The organism is Acinetobacter sp. YH12052 (assembly GCF_013419835.1).
GTDB classification, from domain to species: Bacteria; Pseudomonadota; Gammaproteobacteria; order Pseudomonadales; family Moraxellaceae; genus Acinetobacter; species Acinetobacter amyesii.
In genome coordinates this window covers 180,231-200,477 of record NZ_VOZI01000005.1, presented here as the reverse complement: position 1 = coordinate 200,477, position 20,247 = coordinate 180,231, and the positions used below count along the sequence as shown (strand labels likewise).

General features: G+C 39.2%; 19 protein-coding genes and 1 pseudogene. 11 read left to right on the top strand and 9 right to left on the bottom strand.

Translation table 11 applies throughout. The features are described from left to right. Positions 1-108, top strand: a pseudogene (locus tag FTU06_RS05520) (IS5/IS1182 family transposase); the annotation flags it as partial. A gap of 35 nt (positions 109-143) precedes the next feature. Here FTU06_RS05520 and FTU06_RS05515 read toward each other — a convergent pair. The 5 genes from FTU06_RS05515 to FTU06_RS05495 all read right to left on the bottom strand — a co-directional run bounded on the left by FTU06_RS05515 (position 144) and on the right by FTU06_RS05495 (position 3,676). Continuing rightward, positions 144-686: a hypothetical protein gene (locus tag FTU06_RS05515; RefSeq protein WP_180065471.1), complete on the bottom strand. Its 543-nt coding sequence runs from the start codon at positions 684-686 to the stop codon at positions 144-146. Between the two features lie 88 nt (positions 687-774). Further along, positions 775-1,317: a gamma carbonic anhydrase family protein gene (locus FTU06_RS05510; RefSeq protein WP_180010407.1), complete on the bottom strand. Its 543-nt coding sequence runs from the start codon at positions 1,315-1,317 to the stop codon at positions 775-777. A gap of 103 nt (positions 1,318-1,420) precedes the next feature. Continuing rightward, positions 1,421-2,569 (bottom strand): D-alanyl-D-alanine carboxypeptidase PBP5/6, encoded by a 1,149-nt coding sequence (gene dacC, locus FTU06_RS05505; protein ID WP_078191838.1) that lies wholly within the window; start codon positions 2,567-2,569, stop codon positions 1,421-1,423. Between the two features lie 118 nt (positions 2,570-2,687). Next, the gene (locus FTU06_RS05500; RefSeq protein ID WP_168377837.1) at positions 2,688-3,074 is read right to left on the bottom strand and encodes an MCR_0457 family protein; all 387 of its coding nucleotides are present in this window, start codon (positions 3,072-3,074) and stop codon (positions 2,688-2,690) included. A 227-nt stretch (positions 3,075-3,301) separates the two neighbouring features. Further along, positions 3,302-3,676, bottom strand: a complete 375-nt coding sequence (locus FTU06_RS05495; protein ID WP_168377836.1) for an MCR_0457 family protein — start codon at positions 3,674-3,676, stop codon at positions 3,302-3,304. A 116-nt stretch (positions 3,677-3,792) separates the two neighbouring features. Here FTU06_RS05495 and surE point away from each other — a divergent pair, with 116 nt between their 5' ends. From surE to FTU06_RS05480, 3 genes are all read left to right on the top strand, one after another. Continuing rightward, positions 3,793-4,566, top strand: coding sequence for a 5'/3'-nucleotidase SurE (gene surE / locus FTU06_RS05490; protein WP_078190173.1), 774 nt, complete (start codon positions 3,793-3,795; stop codon positions 4,564-4,566). A 114-nt stretch (positions 4,567-4,680) separates the two neighbouring features. After that, positions 4,681-5,511 (top strand): peptidoglycan DD-metalloendopeptidase family protein, encoded by an 831-nt coding sequence (locus FTU06_RS05485; RefSeq protein WP_180010411.1) that lies wholly within the window; start codon positions 4,681-4,683, stop codon positions 5,509-5,511. Between the two features lie 92 nt (positions 5,512-5,603). Continuing rightward, complete coding sequence (locus tag FTU06_RS05480) at positions 5,604-6,533, top strand: LysR family transcriptional regulator (RefSeq protein WP_180004878.1); 930 nt, start codon at positions 5,604-5,606, stop codon at positions 6,531-6,533. A gap of 67 nt (positions 6,534-6,600) precedes the next feature. On the opposite strand, the gene FTU06_RS05475 is transcribed toward FTU06_RS05480, so the two are convergent. Next, on the bottom strand, positions 6,601-7,812 hold the full coding sequence (locus tag FTU06_RS05475) for an aspartate aminotransferase family protein (RefSeq protein ID WP_180010405.1): 1,212 nt from the start codon (positions 7,810-7,812) through the stop codon (positions 6,601-6,603). 198 nt (positions 7,813-8,010) lie between these two features. Between FTU06_RS05475 and grxD the strand changes: the two genes are divergently transcribed. Then, positions 8,011-8,352 carry a Grx4 family monothiol glutaredoxin gene (gene grxD / locus FTU06_RS05470; protein WP_067762767.1) on the top strand — a complete coding sequence of 114 codons (342 nt, stop codon included), beginning with the start codon at positions 8,011-8,013 and terminating at the stop codon, positions 8,350-8,352. Positions 8,353-8,534: 182 nt separating this feature from the next. On the opposite strand, the gene FTU06_RS05465 is transcribed toward grxD, so the two are convergent. Beyond that, positions 8,535-11,183, bottom strand: a complete 2,649-nt coding sequence (locus FTU06_RS05465) for a Lon protease family protein (RefSeq protein WP_373684693.1) — start codon at positions 11,181-11,183, stop codon at positions 8,535-8,537. A gap of 205 nt (positions 11,184-11,388) precedes the next feature. On the opposite strand from FTU06_RS05465, the gene FTU06_RS05460 reads away from it, so the two are divergent. From FTU06_RS05460 to rpmE, 6 genes are all read left to right on the top strand, one after another. Beyond that, entirely contained in the window at positions 11,389-13,533 is a 2,145-nt protein-coding gene (locus FTU06_RS05460; RefSeq protein WP_180145408.1) for an MFS transporter, read from the top strand. 198 nt (positions 13,534-13,731) lie between these two features. Then, the gene (gloA, locus tag FTU06_RS05455; RefSeq protein WP_078191833.1) at positions 13,732-14,133 is read left to right on the top strand and encodes a lactoylglutathione lyase; all 402 of its coding nucleotides are present in this window, start codon (positions 13,732-13,734) and stop codon (positions 14,131-14,133) included. Positions 14,134-14,356: 223 nt separating this feature from the next. After that, complete coding sequence (locus FTU06_RS05450; protein WP_180026456.1) at positions 14,357-15,331, top strand: bile acid:sodium symporter family protein; 975 nt, start codon at positions 14,357-14,359, stop codon at positions 15,329-15,331. Between the two features lie 51 nt (positions 15,332-15,382). Continuing rightward, positions 15,383-15,589, top strand: a complete 207-nt coding sequence (locus FTU06_RS05445) for a hypothetical protein (RefSeq protein WP_180063514.1) — start codon at positions 15,383-15,385, stop codon at positions 15,587-15,589. Between the two features lie 118 nt (positions 15,590-15,707). Continuing rightward, positions 15,708-15,854 (top strand): hypothetical protein, encoded by a 147-nt coding sequence (locus tag FTU06_RS05440; protein ID WP_180026454.1) that lies wholly within the window; start codon positions 15,708-15,710, stop codon positions 15,852-15,854. A 217-nt stretch (positions 15,855-16,071) separates the two neighbouring features. Next, on the top strand, positions 16,072-16,296 hold the full coding sequence (gene rpmE / locus FTU06_RS05435; protein ID WP_078190165.1) for a 50S ribosomal protein L31: 225 nt from the start codon (positions 16,072-16,074) through the stop codon (positions 16,294-16,296). A gap of 82 nt (positions 16,297-16,378) precedes the next feature. Here rpmE and FTU06_RS05430 read toward each other — a convergent pair whose 3' ends face one another. Continuing rightward, a complete protein-coding gene (locus FTU06_RS05430; RefSeq protein ID WP_180145405.1) occupies positions 16,379-18,508 on the bottom strand; it encodes an EAL domain-containing protein in 2,130 nt (709 codons plus the stop codon). After that, positions 18,490-20,235 carry a GTPase gene (locus FTU06_RS05425; protein WP_180145402.1) on the bottom strand — a complete coding sequence of 582 codons (1,746 nt, stop codon included), beginning with the start codon at positions 20,233-20,235 and terminating at the stop codon, positions 18,490-18,492. The genes FTU06_RS05430 and FTU06_RS05425 overlap by 19 nt, the downstream gene beginning before the upstream one ends. Between the last annotated feature and the right edge of the window lie 12 nt (positions 20,236-20,247).

The window sequence follows — 20,247 nt, the reverse complement described above, 5'->3', positions numbered from 1 at the left end:
AAAACCTTCAAAATTCTTGCTGAGCGATATCGCAATCGAGGCAAAAGACTAGCATTAAGATTCAATCTAATTGCTGGAATTTATAACTTGGAGCTGAGTGAAAAATGACTTATGAAAGAAATCTAATGTTAAATATTTAATTTTTATTCAATGAAGGGAATTTTACTATCTCGAGGAAAATCTGGGAATAGTGTGTAAATCATATCAGGATTCTTTTGCAGACCCGCACCATCAATGTATTTCCACTCCTTACTTTCAATTGGACGTACTGCAAGCATGAAGGAAAGATCACCTGTCATTTTTCGGCCATTCATAGAAATCGTGACTTGTTTGGGTATGGCACAAAACTCATTTCTACCAATGATATAACTTTGTTTTGGAGGATGAGTGTCAACTTGAGAGACATATATTTTATTTTGTTTAAAGGAGTTTGCAGCAAGTTCTAATATGGCATTATATTTATCTTTACCACCTGCATAATTGATAATAGATGAATCTGTTTTTTCGGTGATTAATGCATAATTACCCTTATTCAAGGCTGTGCCGATATCTTTAATTTCTTTGGCAATGATTTTTTCATAATCATCTTTACACTGCGTTGAATTCGCAAAAGCAGTGTTAGAGGTTAAAATTACGCCTGCAAAAAATATTCTAGTAATTAATAAAGTATAAGGTTTAATCAACATTAAAGAGTTACTCTGTATTTGAATTTGTCTGTCAATGAAGCATTGAGACATAAGCTGGAACTGTTAAAACTAAAAACGAATGCGTATATTATTTATTTTGATCAAGATAATTATTCGACACCTTCACATAATTCTGCGCTGAATACGGTAAAAATGCTTTTTCTTTATCGGTTAGTGGGCGGACTTTTTTGACTGGACTGCCCACATATAAATAACCACTTTCCAAAACCTTATTTGGTGGAACAAGTGAACCAGCACCAATCATCACATCATCTTCAACAAGTACATCATCTAAAATAATCGTACCTATACCGACTAAAACACGATTACCAATGGTACAACCGTGTAATTTCACGTGATGACCAATCGTCACATCTTCACCAATAATCAGTGGAGAACCCTCAGGTTTATCGGCTTTTTTATGACTCACATGCAACATTGAGTGATCTTGCACATTAGAGTTTTTACCAATACGAATATGGTTTACATCACCACGAATCACAGCAAATGGCCAAACAGAGACATTTTCAGCCAATACAACATCGCCAATCACCACTGACATTTCATCGATATAGCAAGAGTCAGCAATACGTGGAACAGTGTCTAAATAAGGGCGAATGTTTTGGCTCATAGGAAAGTCATCTACAGGTTTTTAGGCAGTATAAAATAAAAAAGCACCTAGACCGAAATCTAGATGCTTTCACTTTAGTCTTAATATCGAGTTTTCATCAAATTTAGAATAAGTTACTAAAGAATTGTTTGATGTGATCAATCATTTTTGCAAAGAAACCAGCTTCTTCGACATTTTGTAGAGCTACAAGTGGTTTTTCAGCAATGACTTTGCCATTAAGCGTTGCAACGTATTTACCAACCACTTGACCTTGTTTTAAAGGAGCAGTCAATTTAGGTTGAACAACCAATTGAGTTTTAATGGCGTTCGCTTCGCCTTTAGGCATCGTCACGTTAAAGTTTTCAGCTAGACCTACTTGAACTTCATTGTCTTTACCGTACCAAACTTTTGCTTTTGCAAGCACTTGTTTAGCAGGTTGAACTTTTACAGTTTCAAAGTTTGCATAACCCCAAGCTAAAATTTCACGTGTTTGAGATGCACGTTCGTTCATGCTTGGCGCACCAAAGATCACTGAAATTAAACGTAAAGGACCACGTTTAGCTGAAGTCGTTAAGCAGTAGCCAGCTTCTTCAGTATGACCAGTTTTTAAACCATCTACACTTGGGTCAGTATAAAGCAGGGCATTACGGTTGCCTTGCTTAATGCCATTGAACGTAAATTCTTTTTCAGAGTAGATCGGATAGTATTTTGAACTGTCATGAATGATATGTTGCGCAAGAGTCGCCATATCTTTGGCAGTCGAGAAATGACCTTCAGCTGGCATACCTGTCGCATTGATGAATTGAGTATTCACCATGCCAATACGTTTCGCTTCTTGGTTCATCATGTGGGCAAAGGTGCCTTCATTGCCAGCAATATGTTCTGCCATAGCTTTAGAAGCATCGTTACCCGACTGAATGATAATGCCACGTAACATTTCTAATGCAGTTGCAGTACCGTTGAGCGGAACGTACATACATGACTCAGTGCTGCTGCCGCGACACCAAGCCGACTCATTCATACGTACTTTTTCATTTTCAGTTAGTTCACCGCTTAATAACTTTTGCTCAATGATGTAACTGGTCATCATTTTTGTCATTGAAGCAGGAGCTAATTTTTCGTTTTCATTTTTAGAAGCAAGGATTTGCCCTGTCTCATAGTCCATCAGCACATAAGATTTATTATTTAATTCAGGTGGTGCAGAAAGGACAGTTGCCGCGAATGAAAAACTAGGTGCAAGTAGTAATGCGGCAAGGGCGGTTTTTCGGGTCATTCTGGGGGGTTCCAATAACTTAGGTATAAGCACAAAGAGCCTAGCATTTTAGGACAAAGCTAGGCGGACTGCTATGGGGTGCAAGCGCTTATTTTAAAAGTATTGTAACCAATTGGTATTATTTGCTGTAAGCAGTCAATTCTTTGCAAATCGTACCATTTTTCTTATCGCCAGCTTTCTTCGCATCAGACTGCGCTTCTTTTAAAGCTTCTTTAAAACTTTTTTGTTTGCTGAGCTGTTGTAAGGCATTTACAGGGTTCTTTTCATTCGGCATATATTCTTTGGCTAATTTTGCATAACCCGCTTCAAACTTCGGCTGATCTTTGTCATTCACCAGTTTTGGACAAACTTCAGAAAGTACATAAATAGCTGCAAGTTCTTGACTGGTCACTTGAGGTGTAGGAGTCACTTCAATTTTTTCATCTGCGGCATGTGCAGACATGGTGGTGAACGCAAAAGCAGAAAGGCTAAGGGCACAAAGAGATTTTACAAAAGAGTTTTTCATTTAAATAACCTGTTAAATAACCTAAAAGATATCAAATAGCTAAAATTTATTAGCCAAGCTTAATCATATTTTGGGTAGAGATCAGTAGAAAATTGTATTGAAGCTGTTTAGAAATCAATACATTGTGAAAGAAAAAAGGATGAGGCTATAAAGCGTCATCCTTTTTTGGCAGGTTTGATGCAATTAGGACTAACCTATTGAGAGGGCGTCCAAATCTGAATGATCAATTAACCTTCATAATTTAAAACGTCATCACAAACTGATTTTTGTTCAGCTTTATCAGTTTCTTTAGCAGCTTGACGTGCTTCTTCAAGAACTGATTTATATTCGCTGTCAGACTGTAGTTTTTCTAAAGTCATTGATTTATCAGAATAATCAGCAAGATATGTTTTAGTGAGTGCTTGAATGTTGGCATCAAATTTTGCATTTTGACCAATAATCGCAGGGCATACTTCTAACATGACTTGTGCAGATGCAATGTCTTCTTTTACGATGGTATTGGCTTCTTCTTGAGTGAAGTCATTGTCTGCGACCACAGTTTGAGTCATGCAAGCTGCTAGAGCAAAGCCCAATAAACCACGAAGTGCTACGGTTTTATTCATTTTGTACACACACATTTATGCTGGATGTTGAAATGTAAATATATATAATTATTCATATATTTCAATAAAATGTTCTTGCGAGTCATTTTTAATTTTTTAGTAATGGAAATTTAGTTGTGAATATATTAATTGCCAATGATGATGGCGTTTTTGCTCCCGGTATCCAAGCTTTAGCACATGCATTGCGTCCTCTCGGTCGTGTGGTGATTGTTGCACCTGAAAGTGAACGCAGTGGTTTTTCAAGTGCACTGACTTTAGATCGACCATTACGACCTGTCGAAATTGCACCAAATATGTGGGCGGTAAATGGCACACCTGCGGACTGTGTGTATTTATCAATGAATGGTCTGTTCGATTTTGAATTTGATTTGGTGGTGAGTGGAATCAATAGTGGCGCAAATCTGGGTGATGATGTGCTGTATTCAGGGACGGTCGGTGCCGCATTTGAAGGTCGTCTAATGAAACAACCTGCGCTAGCCGTGTCTTTGGCTGGGCCGAATGTGCGTAGTTATAACAACCCTGAAGATTATGCCGTAGCTGCACAATGGGTGCATGACTTTATTGCCAATGGCTTACCTGCGCTACCTGCACGACATATTTTTAATATCAATATTCCAGATGTCGCTGAACTTCAAGGCACTAAAGTGACCTATCAAGGGCGACGTTTACAGTCCAAACCGATTACCAGTCATGTAGACCCGCGTGGTCGTCAAGTCTATTGGATTGGCTTGGCAGGTGAGGCTGTGGCAGAGCCTAAAAAAGGCTTAACGCATATCGAATCAGACTTCTTTGCAGTTGCAAATGGTTATGTCAGTGTAACGCCTATACAAATGGATGCTACAAACTATGAGATTTTGAATAACTTGCACTCAGAGTTATCTAAATCTTAAGTATTAATGTTATAACTTTGTGAAAATGGTTATGCCGCAACTTTTTTAGAGTGGATTTTTGCTAATCTTAGCCCATTCATAATGACTATATTTGAATTATTAGTGAGGAAGATGATGTCCCTGGTGTCACAATATCGCGTTATTACCGCTCCTGCAGCATTATTTAAGACCCTTGTTTTATCTGCTGCTGTGGTTACAACTTTGGTCATGACTGGCTGTGCGTCAAAACCACAAATTAATAATGCGACCCGTTATGCGACTGCTCCGGATTATTATACAGTTCGTTCGGGAGATACTTTAAGTGGCATTGCAGCTCGCTATGGCTTGAGCTATGTCAGCATCGCAGAAATGAACGATATTGCCCAGCCTTATCGCATCTATGTTGGACAATCCATTCGCCTTAAAAATAGTGGCTCTCGTCGTACGACGTCTACACAAGCCATGACTCAAGCGGCACCAATTCAACGCCAAACGATTGCAATGCCAACGCAAACAGCGCCCGTGACTCAAGCTTCAACCACTCCATCGACAGTGACGCGAACTACAGTTCCAACGCCTGTGGTCAGTTCTTCAAGTTTACGTTGGGTGAGTCCAGTATCGCGTCCTACGGTATTACAAGGCTATAATTTAGCATCAAATGTGAAAGGAACACGTTACGCAGGTAATACAGGTGATCCTATTTTTGCAGCAGCTGATGGTCAAGTGGTCTATGCCGCCGATGGTCTTAAAGAGTACGGCAATTTAATTTTGGTCAAGCATATTAATGGCTATATCACCGCATATGCACATAACAGTAAAATGAATGTCAAAAGTGGCGATACTGTGAAAGCAGGGCAGCAAATTGGTGAGATGGGTTCATCAGGTACCAACCGCACGATGCTTGAGTTCCAAGTGCGTTTAGATGGTAAACCAATCAATCCAACTGCAGTTTTACCAAATAATTAAATATATAATGCAAAAGCAAAATATCCCCGTATAATACAATGAGTTGCTTTTATCGAAAGATGAAGCTTCTCATAAGTTTATGAGGGAAATTTATGTTAGATCAACTTCGAGCAATGGGTGTCTTTGCTTGCGTTGTGGAAAAAAATTCGTTTAGCGGTGCTGCTCGTGAGTTAGGTATTACCACGAGTGCCGTGAGTCAGCAAATCCGCTCACTAGAGCAGGATATGGAAGTCATTCTTTTACATCGTTCAACACGTAAGTTAAGTTTGACAGAAGCTGGACAAGCTTTTTTTCATAGTTGCCAAGAGATGCTATCTGCCGCAGAGCGCGGCAAAATTCGTATCAATGAACTTCGTGACGACTTAGTCGGTGAATTACGTATTGCATCGACACCAGAAATTTGTGCGAATCATGTGATTCCTGCATTGTCACATTGGATGTCGGCACATCGCGGTTTATCCGTTCATCTAGAAGCAGATAATCAATATATCGACTTAATTGATGGCCGCATTGATATTGCGCTACGCATGAGTTCAAAAATTGATGATCAACAGTTTCATGTGGTGCCATTGGCACATGTTGAACAAGTTCTCGTTGCAGCACCAAGCTATATCAACCAAACCAGTTTAATTACACGACCAGAAGATTTACAAAATCATGATATGGTTCAAATAAATTTGGTTAAAAACTTTCAGCATTTTGCATTTGAAAATGCAGTGACTAAAGAGCAGGTTGCATTGGATGTGCACTCCCGATTTACAACAAATAATGTATTTGCTGCAAAAGCAATGTGTCAACAAGGACATGGCATTGCAAGAATATTATATCTAGATACGCAAAAAGACTTATTAAACGGTTCTCTTGTTGAAGTTTTACCAGAATGGCGTTTACCATCATTTACTCTATATGCGGTGATGTCTAAACGTGATCAACAGCCTACTAAAATTCATCGTTGCCTAGATGCATTAAAATTGTATTTCAGTCAATTACCAGGCGGACGTGTATACCAAGAAGCCTCATAAAAACAAAAAAGGTTTAAAAAGATATAAAAAAAGCCGCAATCAGCGGCTTTTTTACTTTCGGCACAAATTACGCTAGAAAGTTTTTCACCATTTTAACAATGCGTTCAATCAAGATATCCGCTTGTTCTTTATTGATATTCAGCGTAGGCAATAAACGAATCACTGAGCCTGCTGTTACGTTAATAATCAAGTGATGCTCATCACGAGCAATATTCACAAGTTCGCCACATGCTTTTGGTAATTCAATACCGACCATCAAACCAAAACCACGAACAGTCACGTTTTGCTCTGAAAGTTGCTCTGTGAATTGCTCAACAAGATACGCACCCATATTTGCAGCATTTTCAACAAGGTTTTCTTTTTGAATGGTATCAATCACGGTATAAACCACACGTGAACCTAATGCTGTACCGCTATAAGTTGAACCGTGGTTACCCGCTGTTAAAACGCCAACACCACGACCTTGAGTCATGACTGCGCCGATAGGGAAGCCATTACCCAGACCTTTAGCTGTAGTTAGCACATCAGGAACAATATTAGTGTGTTGATACGCAAAGTATTTACCTGTACGACCATTACCTGTTTGCACTTCATCAAGCATCATTAACCAGTTGTGCTGATTACAGATTTGACGAATTTCTTCTAGGTAGCTAAAACCCTGAGGTGCAGTATTTACACCACCTTCACCTTGGATCGGCTCAACCAAAATCGCTACGATGTCAGGGTGGTGAATTGCAGCTTCTTCAATTGCTTCAATATCACCGAAAGGCACACGAATGAAACCTTCAACCAGTGGGCCAAAACCTTCCTGAACTTTTTTGTTACCTGTTGCAGATAATGTCGCCATGGTACGACCATGGAATGAATGATCAGCAACAATAATTTTAGGGCTTGCAACACCTTGCATATGACCAAATTTACGTGCAATTTTGATTGCACCTTCATTTGATTCTGCACCACTATTTGAGAAGAAAACTTCTTCCATACCCGCAACTTCAGCTAATTTTTGCGCAGCAGCCGTTTGCCAAGGCACTTCAAATAAGTTACTGGTATGAATGAGGGTCGCTGCCTGTTCAGCAATTGCAGCTGTAATTGCAGGATGTGAGTGACCTAAACCACAAACAGCTATCCCTGTCAGTGCGTCTAAGTATTCTGTGCCATCTGCGGTATACAGGTGAGCACCTTGACCTCGGACAAAGCTGATCGGTTGGCGGCCAAATACTGGCATCAAGTGCGATGGTTGATCAGTTTGTACTGGGGCAAGGGTAATGTTATTCATGACTAACTCTAATTTGTCAGGTGATTGAAATAATATAGAGGAGACGCCATATATATATGAGCATCAAGAGGTCTATATAAGCAAAATATGACTCACTTGAAAAGCTGAAATGTAAATAAAACGTGAAATATTGCTTTAGTCATATTGTTTTACTCAGTTTTGGGTATAATGCGAAGCAGATTTATTGAGGATATATCAATGACTGAACAAGCACGCGATACAGAAGCGTTAATTCGTGACCAAATTGCTAAACACGCAGTTCTACTTTACATGAAAGGCACTCCACAGTTTCCACAGTGTGGTTTCTCTGCGCGTGCAGTAGAAGCGCTCAGTCAAATTGGTCGTCCGTTTGCTTATGTAAATATTCTTGAAAATCAAGATATTCGCGCAACTCTTCCACAAATTGCAAACTGGCCGACTTTCCCACAATTATGGATCAATGGTGAGTTGATCGGTGGTAGCGACATTATGCTTGATATGTTCCAAAAAGGTGAATTACAACCTTTAGTTGAACAATATAGCCCAGCTCCGGAAGCTTAATTGGATATGTATTTGATGATTTTAATCATTGGATACAGATAAAAAATAGCGCCTTTAAGGCGCTTTTTTTATGACTTAATTATCTAAAAAGTCTGGGGTTATGCGTTTTTCCACCATTTCAAAGGCATTTAAAGTGCAATGAATGGTGGAAAAATCAACAAATGAATAATCTAATCGAACATTTATGACGGATTGTCTTCAGTCGGACTTTCTTCAACACGTTGCTCGTTTTCAGCAGTCCCATTTTTAGCAGTACTGTCTTGAGCTTCAGACTTCTTTGCCTTTTTATCTTTGTCCTTTTTTGACTTCTTCTTTTTTTTCTTTTTCTTTGGCTCTTCTTCCTCAAACTCAGCACCATCTTCAATCGCTTGCCAGTATTCAAGTTGCTCCATGACAGCAGCGTAGATTGAGCCTTTGCTATAACGACCTTTTTTATCAAGAGTGCCTACTGGACGCGCCATCAAAATTTCTAGAGCTTGGTCAATGGTATCTATGGCGTGAATATGGAATTGACCTTGTTGCACAGCTTCAATCACATCTTTGCGTAACATCAAGTGCTGCATATTTTGGCGTGGAATAATCACACCTTGCTTGCCTGTTAGCCCTTGTAATTTACATGCATCATAGAAGCCTTCAATCTTGGCATTTACACCACCAATCGGTTGAACTTGACCCAATTGGTTCATTGAGCCAGTGATTGCCCATGATTGATCGATCGGTAATTGGCTAATAGCGGAAATAAGAGCTGAAAGCTCTGCAACAGTTGCGCTGTCGCCATCTACTTGGCCATAGCTTTGCTCAAAGGCAAGGGCAGCAGAAAAATGTAAAATTTGTTCACGACCAAAGTGTGCCTTTAAGAAACTCGACATCAGCAGGACGCCTTTGGCATGCAGAGAACCACCGAGTTCTACACTACGCTCGATATCTAAAATATCGCCGCCACCTTGATAAACCGAAGCCGTTAAACGTGACGGTAAACCAAATTCAACATCAGCATATTGAATCACAGAGAGGGCGTTAATCTGCCCGAATCGATGACCTTTGGTTTCGATTAACTGTGTACCGCGAGTGAGATCTTGCCAATATAATTCACGTAAGTAGCCTAGACGGTATTTACGATGATCAAGAGCGGTGTTGATATGTGTTTCTGTCACCATTTTATCGCCAGCAAGTGCTGCATGATGATGTGCTTCACGAATCAAATCACCTAAGGTGAGGGCATGTAATGACAAAGAGCTTTGATCTTCAGCTTGACGACTTGAATCAGTTAACAGTGCAGCAAGTGCTGTACGGTCAAATGGCAGAAGTTTGTCTGTTTGCACATAGTCAGCAATCAGCTGCATATATGCCTGCTCATTAATGTCATTACGTTGTAATGTATCGGTAAAATCGGCACGAATTTTAAAGACACTGCCCAGTTCTGGTTCGAGTTCTAAAATATCGTAATAAATATCAGGTTCAGCAAGCAGGATCACTTTGATATTTAAATCAATAGCTTCAGGCTCAATCGAAATACTGCCTGTCAATGTAAGCATATGTTCAAGTGAAGACAGCTTTAAATGTCCTGACTTTAATGCACGTTTTAGACCTTGCCATGCATAAGGCTGCTCTAAAAGTTGTTCAGCTTCCAAGATAAGGAATCCACCATTGGCCTTATGCAGTGCACCAGGACGGATTAATGTAAAGTCTGTGGTGATGGTGCCATTTTGGGTCAGTTGTTCGACATGACCTAGCAAATTGTAATGGGTTGGGAAATCTTCAAAAATAACGGGCGCACCAGCATTTGGTTTGTGTGTGGCGATAATGTTAGCTTGGTAGCGAGATGGCACGCGGTTAAATTGGCCGGGTGTAAAGTCATCTTCTTCTTGCTCAAGCACAAACTCAACATTTTGAATGATGTCATCTGCATATTGCTTCAGATAATCTTCCAAGCCTTCAACCATGCTGAATTTATTTTGAATTAGATCAATACGCGGCATTACAACTTGTTTAGCAATTTCACGGTTTAAAACCTGAACTTTATCGCGTGCGTCATCTTCAAGATCACCAAGATGTAGACCAAGGCGTTCAAGTTTTTTATCCATATAACGGACGTTTGACGCAATTTCAGCTCGTTGTTTACTGCTTAGTGCATTGATGTCTTCTTTGGACATTTCTTGGTATTTGTTATCGACCAAATGCACGGGAACGAAACAATGGTCATCATCCTGAGAAATCAGTTTAAGATCGAGCTCTTCACCTTCTCGGGTTAATTCAACTAAAGCAAGATGTTGTTCATCACCAGCATGTTGGCGAATCATTTCAATGCGATTGTGATAGGTTTCTGCGGTGAAGCGACGTTCAAGCTGTTTTAATATGGTTTGCCAACTTTGATGTAATAACGCTTGGAATTTTGTCGCTTGACCAGAAGGAAGTTTTAGCGCAATTGGTTCACGCGGAAACTTAAAATTATTGACATAGACCCAATCTGAAGGCGTTGGCATATTTTTAGCGTGTTGTTGTAATAAGCGCTTAATCATGGTGCGCTTACCTAAGCCTGCGGTACCTACAGCAAAAATGTTATAGCCTGAATAGGGCAATGCAATGCCAGCTTCAACCGAAGCTCGGGCACGATCTTGTCCTAAAAAGTCATTGAGTGGTTTAATCCGCTTGGTAGACGTCGGTATTTTTTTAAGCTCAGGCGTATGCGTCAGCTGAAGCGGCTGCAACTGGGTTTTAGTTAAAGTATTCTGTATTTCGGGTTGATCAAAAGCGCTCTTTAGTGTCGTTACTGTTTCTGCTAAGTTTTTTGTGTTGGTTTCATTAATGGTGGTTGATAAAGAAGAGTGAATTTGTTCAAGTCGCTGGGTCACTGTTGAATCCAAAAAACTAAAGAATAGAGATATGTAATTAAGGTATACAGGTTTAATGCCAAAGATCAAGCAACAGCATGCGAAATATCGATAAAATAAAACAATGATTTCATAAATGTTGTTGAAACCGTTGTCATTAAGCGCTTGAATAGCAACATTCGATTTTGACAAAAATAACTGAGTCATGACAACACAAGCTTCAGGATGGAAATCTGCTTTTACTGCATTTTTAGACCGACGTGCGCTGATTATGCTTTTTCTTGGCTTTTCGGCCGGTATCCCAATTTTACTGATCTTTTCCAGTTTATCGCTTTGGTTAGGTGAAGCAGGAATTGATAAAAGTGCAGTGACTTTTTTTAGTTGGGCAGCGCTTGGCTACTCATTTAAGTTTGTTTGGGCGCCATTAATTGATGAGTTGCCTGTGCCATTTTTAACTAAACAACTCGGACGGCGCCGTGCATGGTTGTTGATCGCTCAGGTTCTCATTATCTGTGCAATTTGTATCATGGCATTTTCAGATCCTGCTTTAGGACAAAGCTATATTTACCAAATGGCCGCTGGCGCTGTATTGCTAGGTTTTTCTGCCGCAACGCAAGACATTGTGATTGATGCTTATCGTATTGAGTTGGCAGAAACTGAAATGCAGACCGTTTTAGCTTCGACTTATAATGCAGGTTATCGTATCGGCATGATCGTGGCAGGTGCAGGGGCGTTATTTTTGGCGGCATATTTAGGCACGGCCAAAGGTAACTATATTTATGAAGCTTGGAAATATACTTACCTTGCAATGGCTGCTGTAATGGTTATCGGTATTATCACAACTTTATCGATACGTGAGCCGCAGGTTGACCGTGTACAAAAGCATTATAAACGGACCGACTATTATCGTTTAGTCGCTGTATTTTTTGCTGCGGTGGTTGCTTTTGTTTTGAGTTATATCTATTCAGGTGTTGCGGTTGAAAGCTTGAAAGAGCAGTGGCAAATTTCAGACTCATTTGCATTGTTTTGTTTAGAGGCTGTACGCTTTATTGGTTCAGCTATGGTTGCTTTTGGTGTCGGTTCTGTTTTAGTGAAATCAGGTGCTGTAAATAAGCAGATGGCATTTGAAACTTGGGTTAATCCAGTTGCAGATTTTTTTAAGCGTTATGGTCTAAAACTGGCTTTAGTGCTGTTGTTACTTATTGGTTTTTACCGTATTTCCGATATTATCGCCGGCGTCATTTCTAATGTGTTTTATCAAGATTTAAACTTCACCAAAGAGCAGATTGCTGAAGCTGTAAAAGTCTATGGTGTGATTTTTAGCTTGGTTGGCGGCTTCCTTGGCGGTTTGCTAGCGCAGCGCATGAACATTATGAAATTGATGTTTGTTGGTGCGATTTTAGCAAGTTCAACAAACTTGATTTTTATCGGTCTGGTCAAATCAGGTCAGCCATTAAGCGATGTCATTGTAAATGTAGCAGGGCAGCAATATACAGCGACGCCGGATGACACGGGTGCTTGGGCAGTTCAAATTCCAAAAGCAGTCTTGGCTGCAGATCAAAATATTAAAGTCAGTGCGGATTATCAGTCTAAGAATCAACATCCAGTACAGGTGAGTTTGCCGTATTTGAATAATGCTTTTTCAAACTCAGCAATGATGTTGCTGCCAGTGACTTCAGATAACATGATTTCAGCTCAAGAGACTGCAAATAGTATCGTGGTCCGTGGACAATACTTGGCAGGCGAGTTAAAAGAAAGTCAAAAAATTCAAATTATTTTGGATGCTAAACCATTCGACGCGAAGCTTGATAAAACTGGTGTTTTTAGTGCTGCAATTCCAGGTCAAGCGCTCGAAACAGCAAAGCAAAAAACATTAACGGCTCAACTACTAGAAAATGATGTGGTGAAAAAGAGTGTCGATTTAGCATATCAAGTGAATACATCGGCCAATATGGCGGGTGTGCTTGGTGTTGATATTCAACCGATTAACTTAGCAAGTGCTGAACAGAATGTGGACATCAAAGGTAAGGTCATTAAGCCTTATAGTTCGCTGTGGCTGTATTTTGCGATTATTGTTGATAACTTGGCTTCTGGTCTTGCTGGTGCGGCATTTATTGCATTTTTATCGAGCTTAACCAGTGTTTCTTTCACAGCTGTTCAATATGCCATCTTTAGTTCATTAATGACCTTAACCCCTAAAATTTTAGGCGGTTACTCAGGTACGATTGTGACCAATATCGGTTATCCAAACTTTTTCTTGATGACAACTCTAATTGGTATTCCGATTTTAATTTTAGTGGTTTGGGTCGCCAAACTATTGAGAGAACATGAACAGAAATCCAGTTCATAATTCAATTTAACTTGAAAAAAGCCTATTCAGTTTGAGTGGGCTTTTTTATTCTAAGCTGTTGAATAGCCTAAGCAGGTCTACGGTTTTGGACAAGGATATTTGAAATAAGGCGGTATATGTGCTCTAGACTTAAATTGAACTTTGCATGTTAAATCCCTATAGTATTCAAACATAATGATAGATTTAGGAAACTCGATTATGCGCATGCTGCATACCATGTTACGTGTAGGCAATTTAGAGCGTTCATTGGCGTTCTATACTGAAGTACTCGGTATGACTTTGCTTCGTAAGCGTGATTATGAAGAAGGTCGTTTTACTTTGGCATTTGTGGGCTATGGTGATGAAGAAAATCATACCGTACTCGAGTTAACGCATAACTGGGATACGGAGAGTTATGAATTGGGTAACGCTTATGGCCATATTGCTATTGCAGTAGATGATGCCTACAAGGCTTGTGAAGAAATTAAAGCACGTGGCGGAAACGTGGTACGTGAAGCAGGACCAATGAAAGGTGGTGTGACCGTCATTGCCTTTGTTGAAGATCCCGATGGCTATAAAATTGAGTTGATCCAACAAGACTCAAATGCACGAAATAATTAATGTGCAATCATTAATATAAAGTCATCTGTAATTCTGAATATTCTTATTTATAAATTTTTTTGCGTTGAGCTCACTATCAACGTTTAAAATAATGAATATATCGGAGAAAAGCTGGCTTTATTTATATGGCCCAGTAAGATGAAATTTACTCAATGGTAAATTTAGCTTATTGGGCATTTTTGTGCCGATGAGCTTTAAAAGGAAATTTGTACAGGATGTTGTTATGCTAAAAATGTTGGCTTTGGATCGTTTTACCATTCTACTTTTTGTAATGGTCATACTTGCGACTTTTTTGCCTGTTAGTGGTCAAGCTGCAGAAATCTTTGGCTATATTACCACGGCTGCAATTGCCATTTTATTTTTCCTCCATGGTGCAAAGTTATCTCGTGAGGCTGTGGTTGAAGGCATTATGCACTGGAAGTTACATGCTTTAGTTTTTGCTTTTACCTTTGCATTATTTCCATTACTGGGTTTAATGGCGAAACCAATCCTCGTGCCGATGTTAGGGCAAGAGTTGTATTGGGGCTTTTTGTTTATGTGCTTTTTACCTTCGACAGTACAGTCTTCTATTGCATTTACTTCGGTAGCACAGGGTAATGTTGCTGGCGCAGTCTGTAGTGCATCATTTTCAAATATTATTGGGATGTTTATTACCCCAGTGATGGTGGCCTATTTTATTCTTGGTCAGTCACAACATAACTATGATCCGACGGCATCTATTATCCAAATTACCCTGTTATTACTGATTCCCTTCATTTTAGGGCAGCTCCTCCGTCCTTGGGTGTTTCCTTATATGAAGAAAATGCCAAAAATCGTGAAGGTATTTGATCAGGGCTCAATTTTGATGGTGGTCTATGGTGCATTCAGTAGTGCAGTGGTGGCAGGGCTATGGCATCAAGTGAGTGGTATGACCTTATTCCTATTGATTGTGGCGTGCTCTGCCTTGTTAACGATCATTATGTTATTGGCGCTATATGTACCACGTTGGTTGGGCTTTAGCCGAGCTGATCAAAAGACGATTTTCTTTTGTGGTTCTAAAAAAACCTTGGCGAGCGGCGTGCCCATGGCACAAATTTTATTTATTGGGCAGCCGATGGGGATGATAGTTTTACCGATTATGATCTTTCACCAAATTCAGTTGATGGTCTGTGGTGTGATTGCCAACCTTTGGGCAAAACAAAGCCGTGGGCAAGAATAGGGCGAGATGAGTACGTCCTTTTAAAATACCTTATATAGATGAAAAAAAATCATGAAAATTAAAAGAGGCTTCTTCATTTTATTCTTGGGTTTGAACACAGTCGTTCATGCTCAAGAGGATTTATCTTTAAATAGTAACCGTGATGTCATTGAAAAAATGCCGCTCATCAGCCTACAGTCAATGCTAGATTTTTGTCGTGATCGACAACCACAGATCAATACGGAATTAGATCAGGCTTATCAAGCTGCAAAAACTTAAATTAATTGCTGCAGTTCAGGCTATCCGTTTTAATGGTGTAGAGCCATTAAAGGCAAAAGATGTTGATCTGTCAGTCGATGCACAATTTAAACAGCAGCTTCAAAGTATTTTAGAGGGTATGAGCAGATCATTACAGTCAGTAAATGCTACGACGTTTTGTCCTGCATTTATTGAAAGATTAAACCATTTTGATCAAGCCCAATTTCAGCGTACAGTCGAATTACAATATCAGAAATATTTAGAGCAAGCTCAACCTAAAGAGTAGAGCGATTCAGCCTTGAATATCTATTTATTAACATTAAAAAATCAGCTATAATTTGCCCCAACTTGTTGTGCTTAGCTCTGACGGTATCCGTCTCGGTGGGCCAAAAGAATGGTCTGTTATGGTGTTGGTCTGCTTTTTTAAGCCTTCCTTGTAGCGATACAAGAGTGATCAATTGCGATGACAGCTAAACCTTCTTAAATCTTAGGAGTAATCGACGATGCGCGCCGATATTCACCCAAAATATGAAACTTTAGTTGCTACATGTTCATGCGGTAACGTAATTGAAACTCGTTCAGCTCTTGGTAAAGAAACTATTTATCTAGACGTATGTTCTGCTTGCCACCCATTCTACACTGGTAAACAGAAAAGCGTTGACACTGGCGGTCGTATCGACAAATTCAAACAACGTTTTGCTGGTATGTCACGTTCTATCAAACGTTAATATCCAAAACGAAAAACGGGCTTTATGCCCGTTTTTTTGTGCCGATAAAAAGATAAACCTTAAATCGGTAATGTTCAGAACTTTATTGGTCCTGAACATCGATGAGATGGTCGAGTTTCTTCTGGAAATAATCACCTTGAATAAAACGAGCTTCGACATTCCAAGCATTGGCAAACAGGGTCATGTCATTTAATTCACGTAGCATGATTTCAACAGTTTTGATTTCATGATAAGTGGTAATTTTTTCTTGGAGCTCTTGGCATGACTTATCGTTTGCAAGCATTTTGGTCAAACTTGAATCTAATGTTAAGCAGTGAACATCCATTTGACGTAATAATGATTCACTAAACATCGAATGACCAAAATTGCGTAAAGCCAGTTCAGCACCATTTTTACGAAGTTCAACAAATGCTTTTTGAGCGGCATCGATATTGAGCTGAATGTCTTCTTCTGCAAATTGTAAAATTAACGGATTTTTCAATTTACTACGAATAATCGTAATCAGTTTCGAAATAAACTCAGGGAAGGTGCGGTCGCTATATAGCACTTCTTTGTTCAGGTTAACGATTAATTTAGCTTCAGGGAACTGAGTGATGAAGTTGTGTAGCTGTTTACACGATTCAACCAAGATCCAACGATCCAACTTAATGGATAGCTCTGAGTCTTCAGCTAACTCACGCAGTTGGGCGATATCTTTCCATTTATTTTCAAAAATAAAGCCGCTGGTTACTTCATAAGTATAAAGATGAGAATCTTCTTTATCATACAGTTGTTGATATTTAAGATGAATTTCACCGCGTTCTAAGCAGTTGCGAAGGGCCTTGATAACAGGAGCTTCATCACTAACGACAATCGGTGCAATTTGCGCTTCTGGTGTACCAAAATCCAAACTTGGAATATCAATTTCTAATGGAATCGTTAAATCGATTTCAGGCGCTTGTTGGTTGGTAGGTAGCGCAGTATTAAAGGCTTTTGCAACAAAGGTTTCAAAATGTGCTTCATCACGAATATCGCTGTCTAAAACACTGTATCCCATGCGTAAATTTAATGGATAAGTTTCATTATTTACACTGAGTAATTGAGGTTTGCTCAGGGTGTTAAGACCAATCAATTTAGACTCAAGTTTGAGCTGATTATCCGCTTGGAATAAGGCAACCATTGCACCATTGTCTAAACTAAATAATGGAGCATGTGTTTGATCTTTCAAGAAGTCTTTAATATTGGTGAAATAGCTCTTATAAGTATTCCAATCTTTTTGAAAAATCGCATCTGAGCAAGAAGCCAACGTAAATAGCACTAATGCATTTACATTGGCAGGTTGCTGACCGATGATACGGTTGAGTTGTTGAAATGCTTTTGGTTTTTGTGGGCTGGCTTCAACTGGCGCGTTGCTAACAGCATTACTGTTTTGACTACCAATTTCAATTGCGAGCTGTAACGCGTCTTCTTCAGCTGCGGCAATAAATTCGAGTTTTAGTGGGTTTTGCCCAGCCACAGCGATATTTTGCGAATCAAGATCAAAACGTCCTAAGTCGAGCTGTCCTTGGCTGATTTTTTTAAAGCGTTGTTTAAAGTCATTGAGGTCAGAAGGTTGTAATAGATCGAGCAGGGGCAGACCGATTACATCGTCTTCATTTTTTAGACCAAATAAAGTGAGATATTCAGCATTGGCTTGAATATGAATACCTTCTTGAATCACTGCAACCGCTTTACGACTATCTTCAACTAAAGACTGGGTTTGAATCTGAGCCGTTTCAAGCTCTTCCATTAAATGTTGTTGAGATTGTTGTAGGCGACTAAAGGATAAAGCACGGATTAAACCAAAATAGAAACTTTCAGGTTCAGCAATATCGACGATGTCATAAATCCCTTTTTTGACTAAACTTGCATATTGTTCAGCTTGATAGTCTTCAGGTTTAAGTAAAATAATTGGTAAATTCGGTTGGCTCGACAGTTGAACTAAACTTAAAGCTTGTTCATATTTTAAATCATAAGCACGTCCAAAAATGATCAAGTCCCAATTGAGATTCAGCTGTTTTTCGAAATTTTGTAAATCATCAAGTAATATGGCATGAACTTGATGTTCGCTGTCTGTCAATAAATCACGTATCTGGTTAAAACGTATTTGATTATCATCAATAATGAGTAATCGAGTTTCCGTACGTTTTAGTTTTTTGGATAGTAATGGATTTCTCACTTTAATGCTTCCCATAAGTCGTTATTTTTGATCTCATTGCTCTGTTTCGCAATATAGTCTTTAACGACATTTTCTTGCTCTTCATTCAATAATTCATATTCAAAGCGAATAAAGCTTTGCGTCACCAACTGCGCTTTGGTGAGATAGACTTTGATGTCTTCTTTGCCTAAGCGAAGGTGGATCGTTTGTTTCTCTCGGAAGAGATTTGCCCCAGGTAAAATTAAGGTCGTAGACACTTGATCAAGTTGTGTGGTCTGTACCAATAAAGCAGGTTGATGATTTGTTGTATTGCGGTCGGTACGAATATGGGCTGAACATGGATACAAATCTTGAGCCAGTACTTCGAGACCCAATTCCAAACTTTTTTCAGTCGATTGTTTGATCCAACGAACAACACCGCCACGCCATTGGCTTTGAGCATTTTCTTGGATCAAAATAAATTCGCCGGTTTTTAAATTAGCAGGGGTAGGGCCAGTCCATTTAATGCGATAACCATTCACACTAATATCTAATACGTCAGCGGTATGAATCTGTTTTGCTTCACGATCTAGCGCTTTCGCATTAGTCATGCCTGTTGGCATATTTGAATCATGCGAATTGACAAAAGAGGCTTCATTGTGGAATTGATAATTGCCTTCCAAATCTAAAGTTTCGTGGAAGTTTTTACCTTTAGAGAGATAGAAATGCGCCACCATTAAGCTAAAGCAAATATTAATTTGCGCAGAATATTCATAACGTTCATGACGACGTTCAGTGTTGTTGGTCAAAATATTATGAATATGGAAATACAGCGCTGGAGTTAAAAATAACTTTTCATTTTTAGATAAATAATTGGCATTTCTAGTTTGCGTTTCGGTCAAATGATCGAGCAAGTTTTGCGTTGAAATGTATACATTGGCTTGATACGACCGATCTTGTTTAGAGTTATAAATCGGTGGGTGATCTTTTTTCGTGTCTACAATATAGCGTGAAAGCGTGGTTTCTTTCGGTAGGATTTGAACCAATTTTACCCAGTCAAAGCTACATAAATACAAGCCTTGGATTTCAGCAGGGCGGATCTGATGATTATTGAAAATATCTAATAAGATCAATTGTGCATAAGCTTGGGCAATATTTGCAATTTGATGCTGAGTACCCAGTAACTGATTGACATTACTTTGATAGAAATTGTGTTCAATGGCACATTCAATCAGTTGATGTGCCGCAATCCATTGACCCGCCGTCGGTGTGGCATACAACATGTGTTGTTGATACAACAACAGTGTCAGTTGTTGCAACGCATAGTAGATTGATGCAATTCTAGCGGTTTGTAAGCTTTTTTTATGGCCGAATGAAAAGATCGAAAACTTTTGTTGATTAAGCTGCTGATTACATCGCTTGGCAATATCAATATAGATTTTGGCAAAGTGACTGCGTAAAAGCATAGCTAATTCAATGATTTGGTCATTACGATCCGTGGTAATGAGGCTTTGATTGGTAAAGTGTTTTTCTAAGCTCGTGAGCACACTTTCCATAGTCGGATGTAATATTTGAACCAAATCAAAACGTAACATCTCTTGGCATTTCAGCTCGGAGATTTCAAGTAAGGCATTGAATAAAGCTTTAGATGAGGTACCCAATTGTAAAATTGAAATACCGTTTAACCACTCTTGCAGACCTTTAGCATTGGTCGGACAAAAGCTTAATTTATCCAGCTTTAATTCAGTCGGATTGTAAAACGTATCTGAAGTATGCGTGGTCATCTTTATTATTTA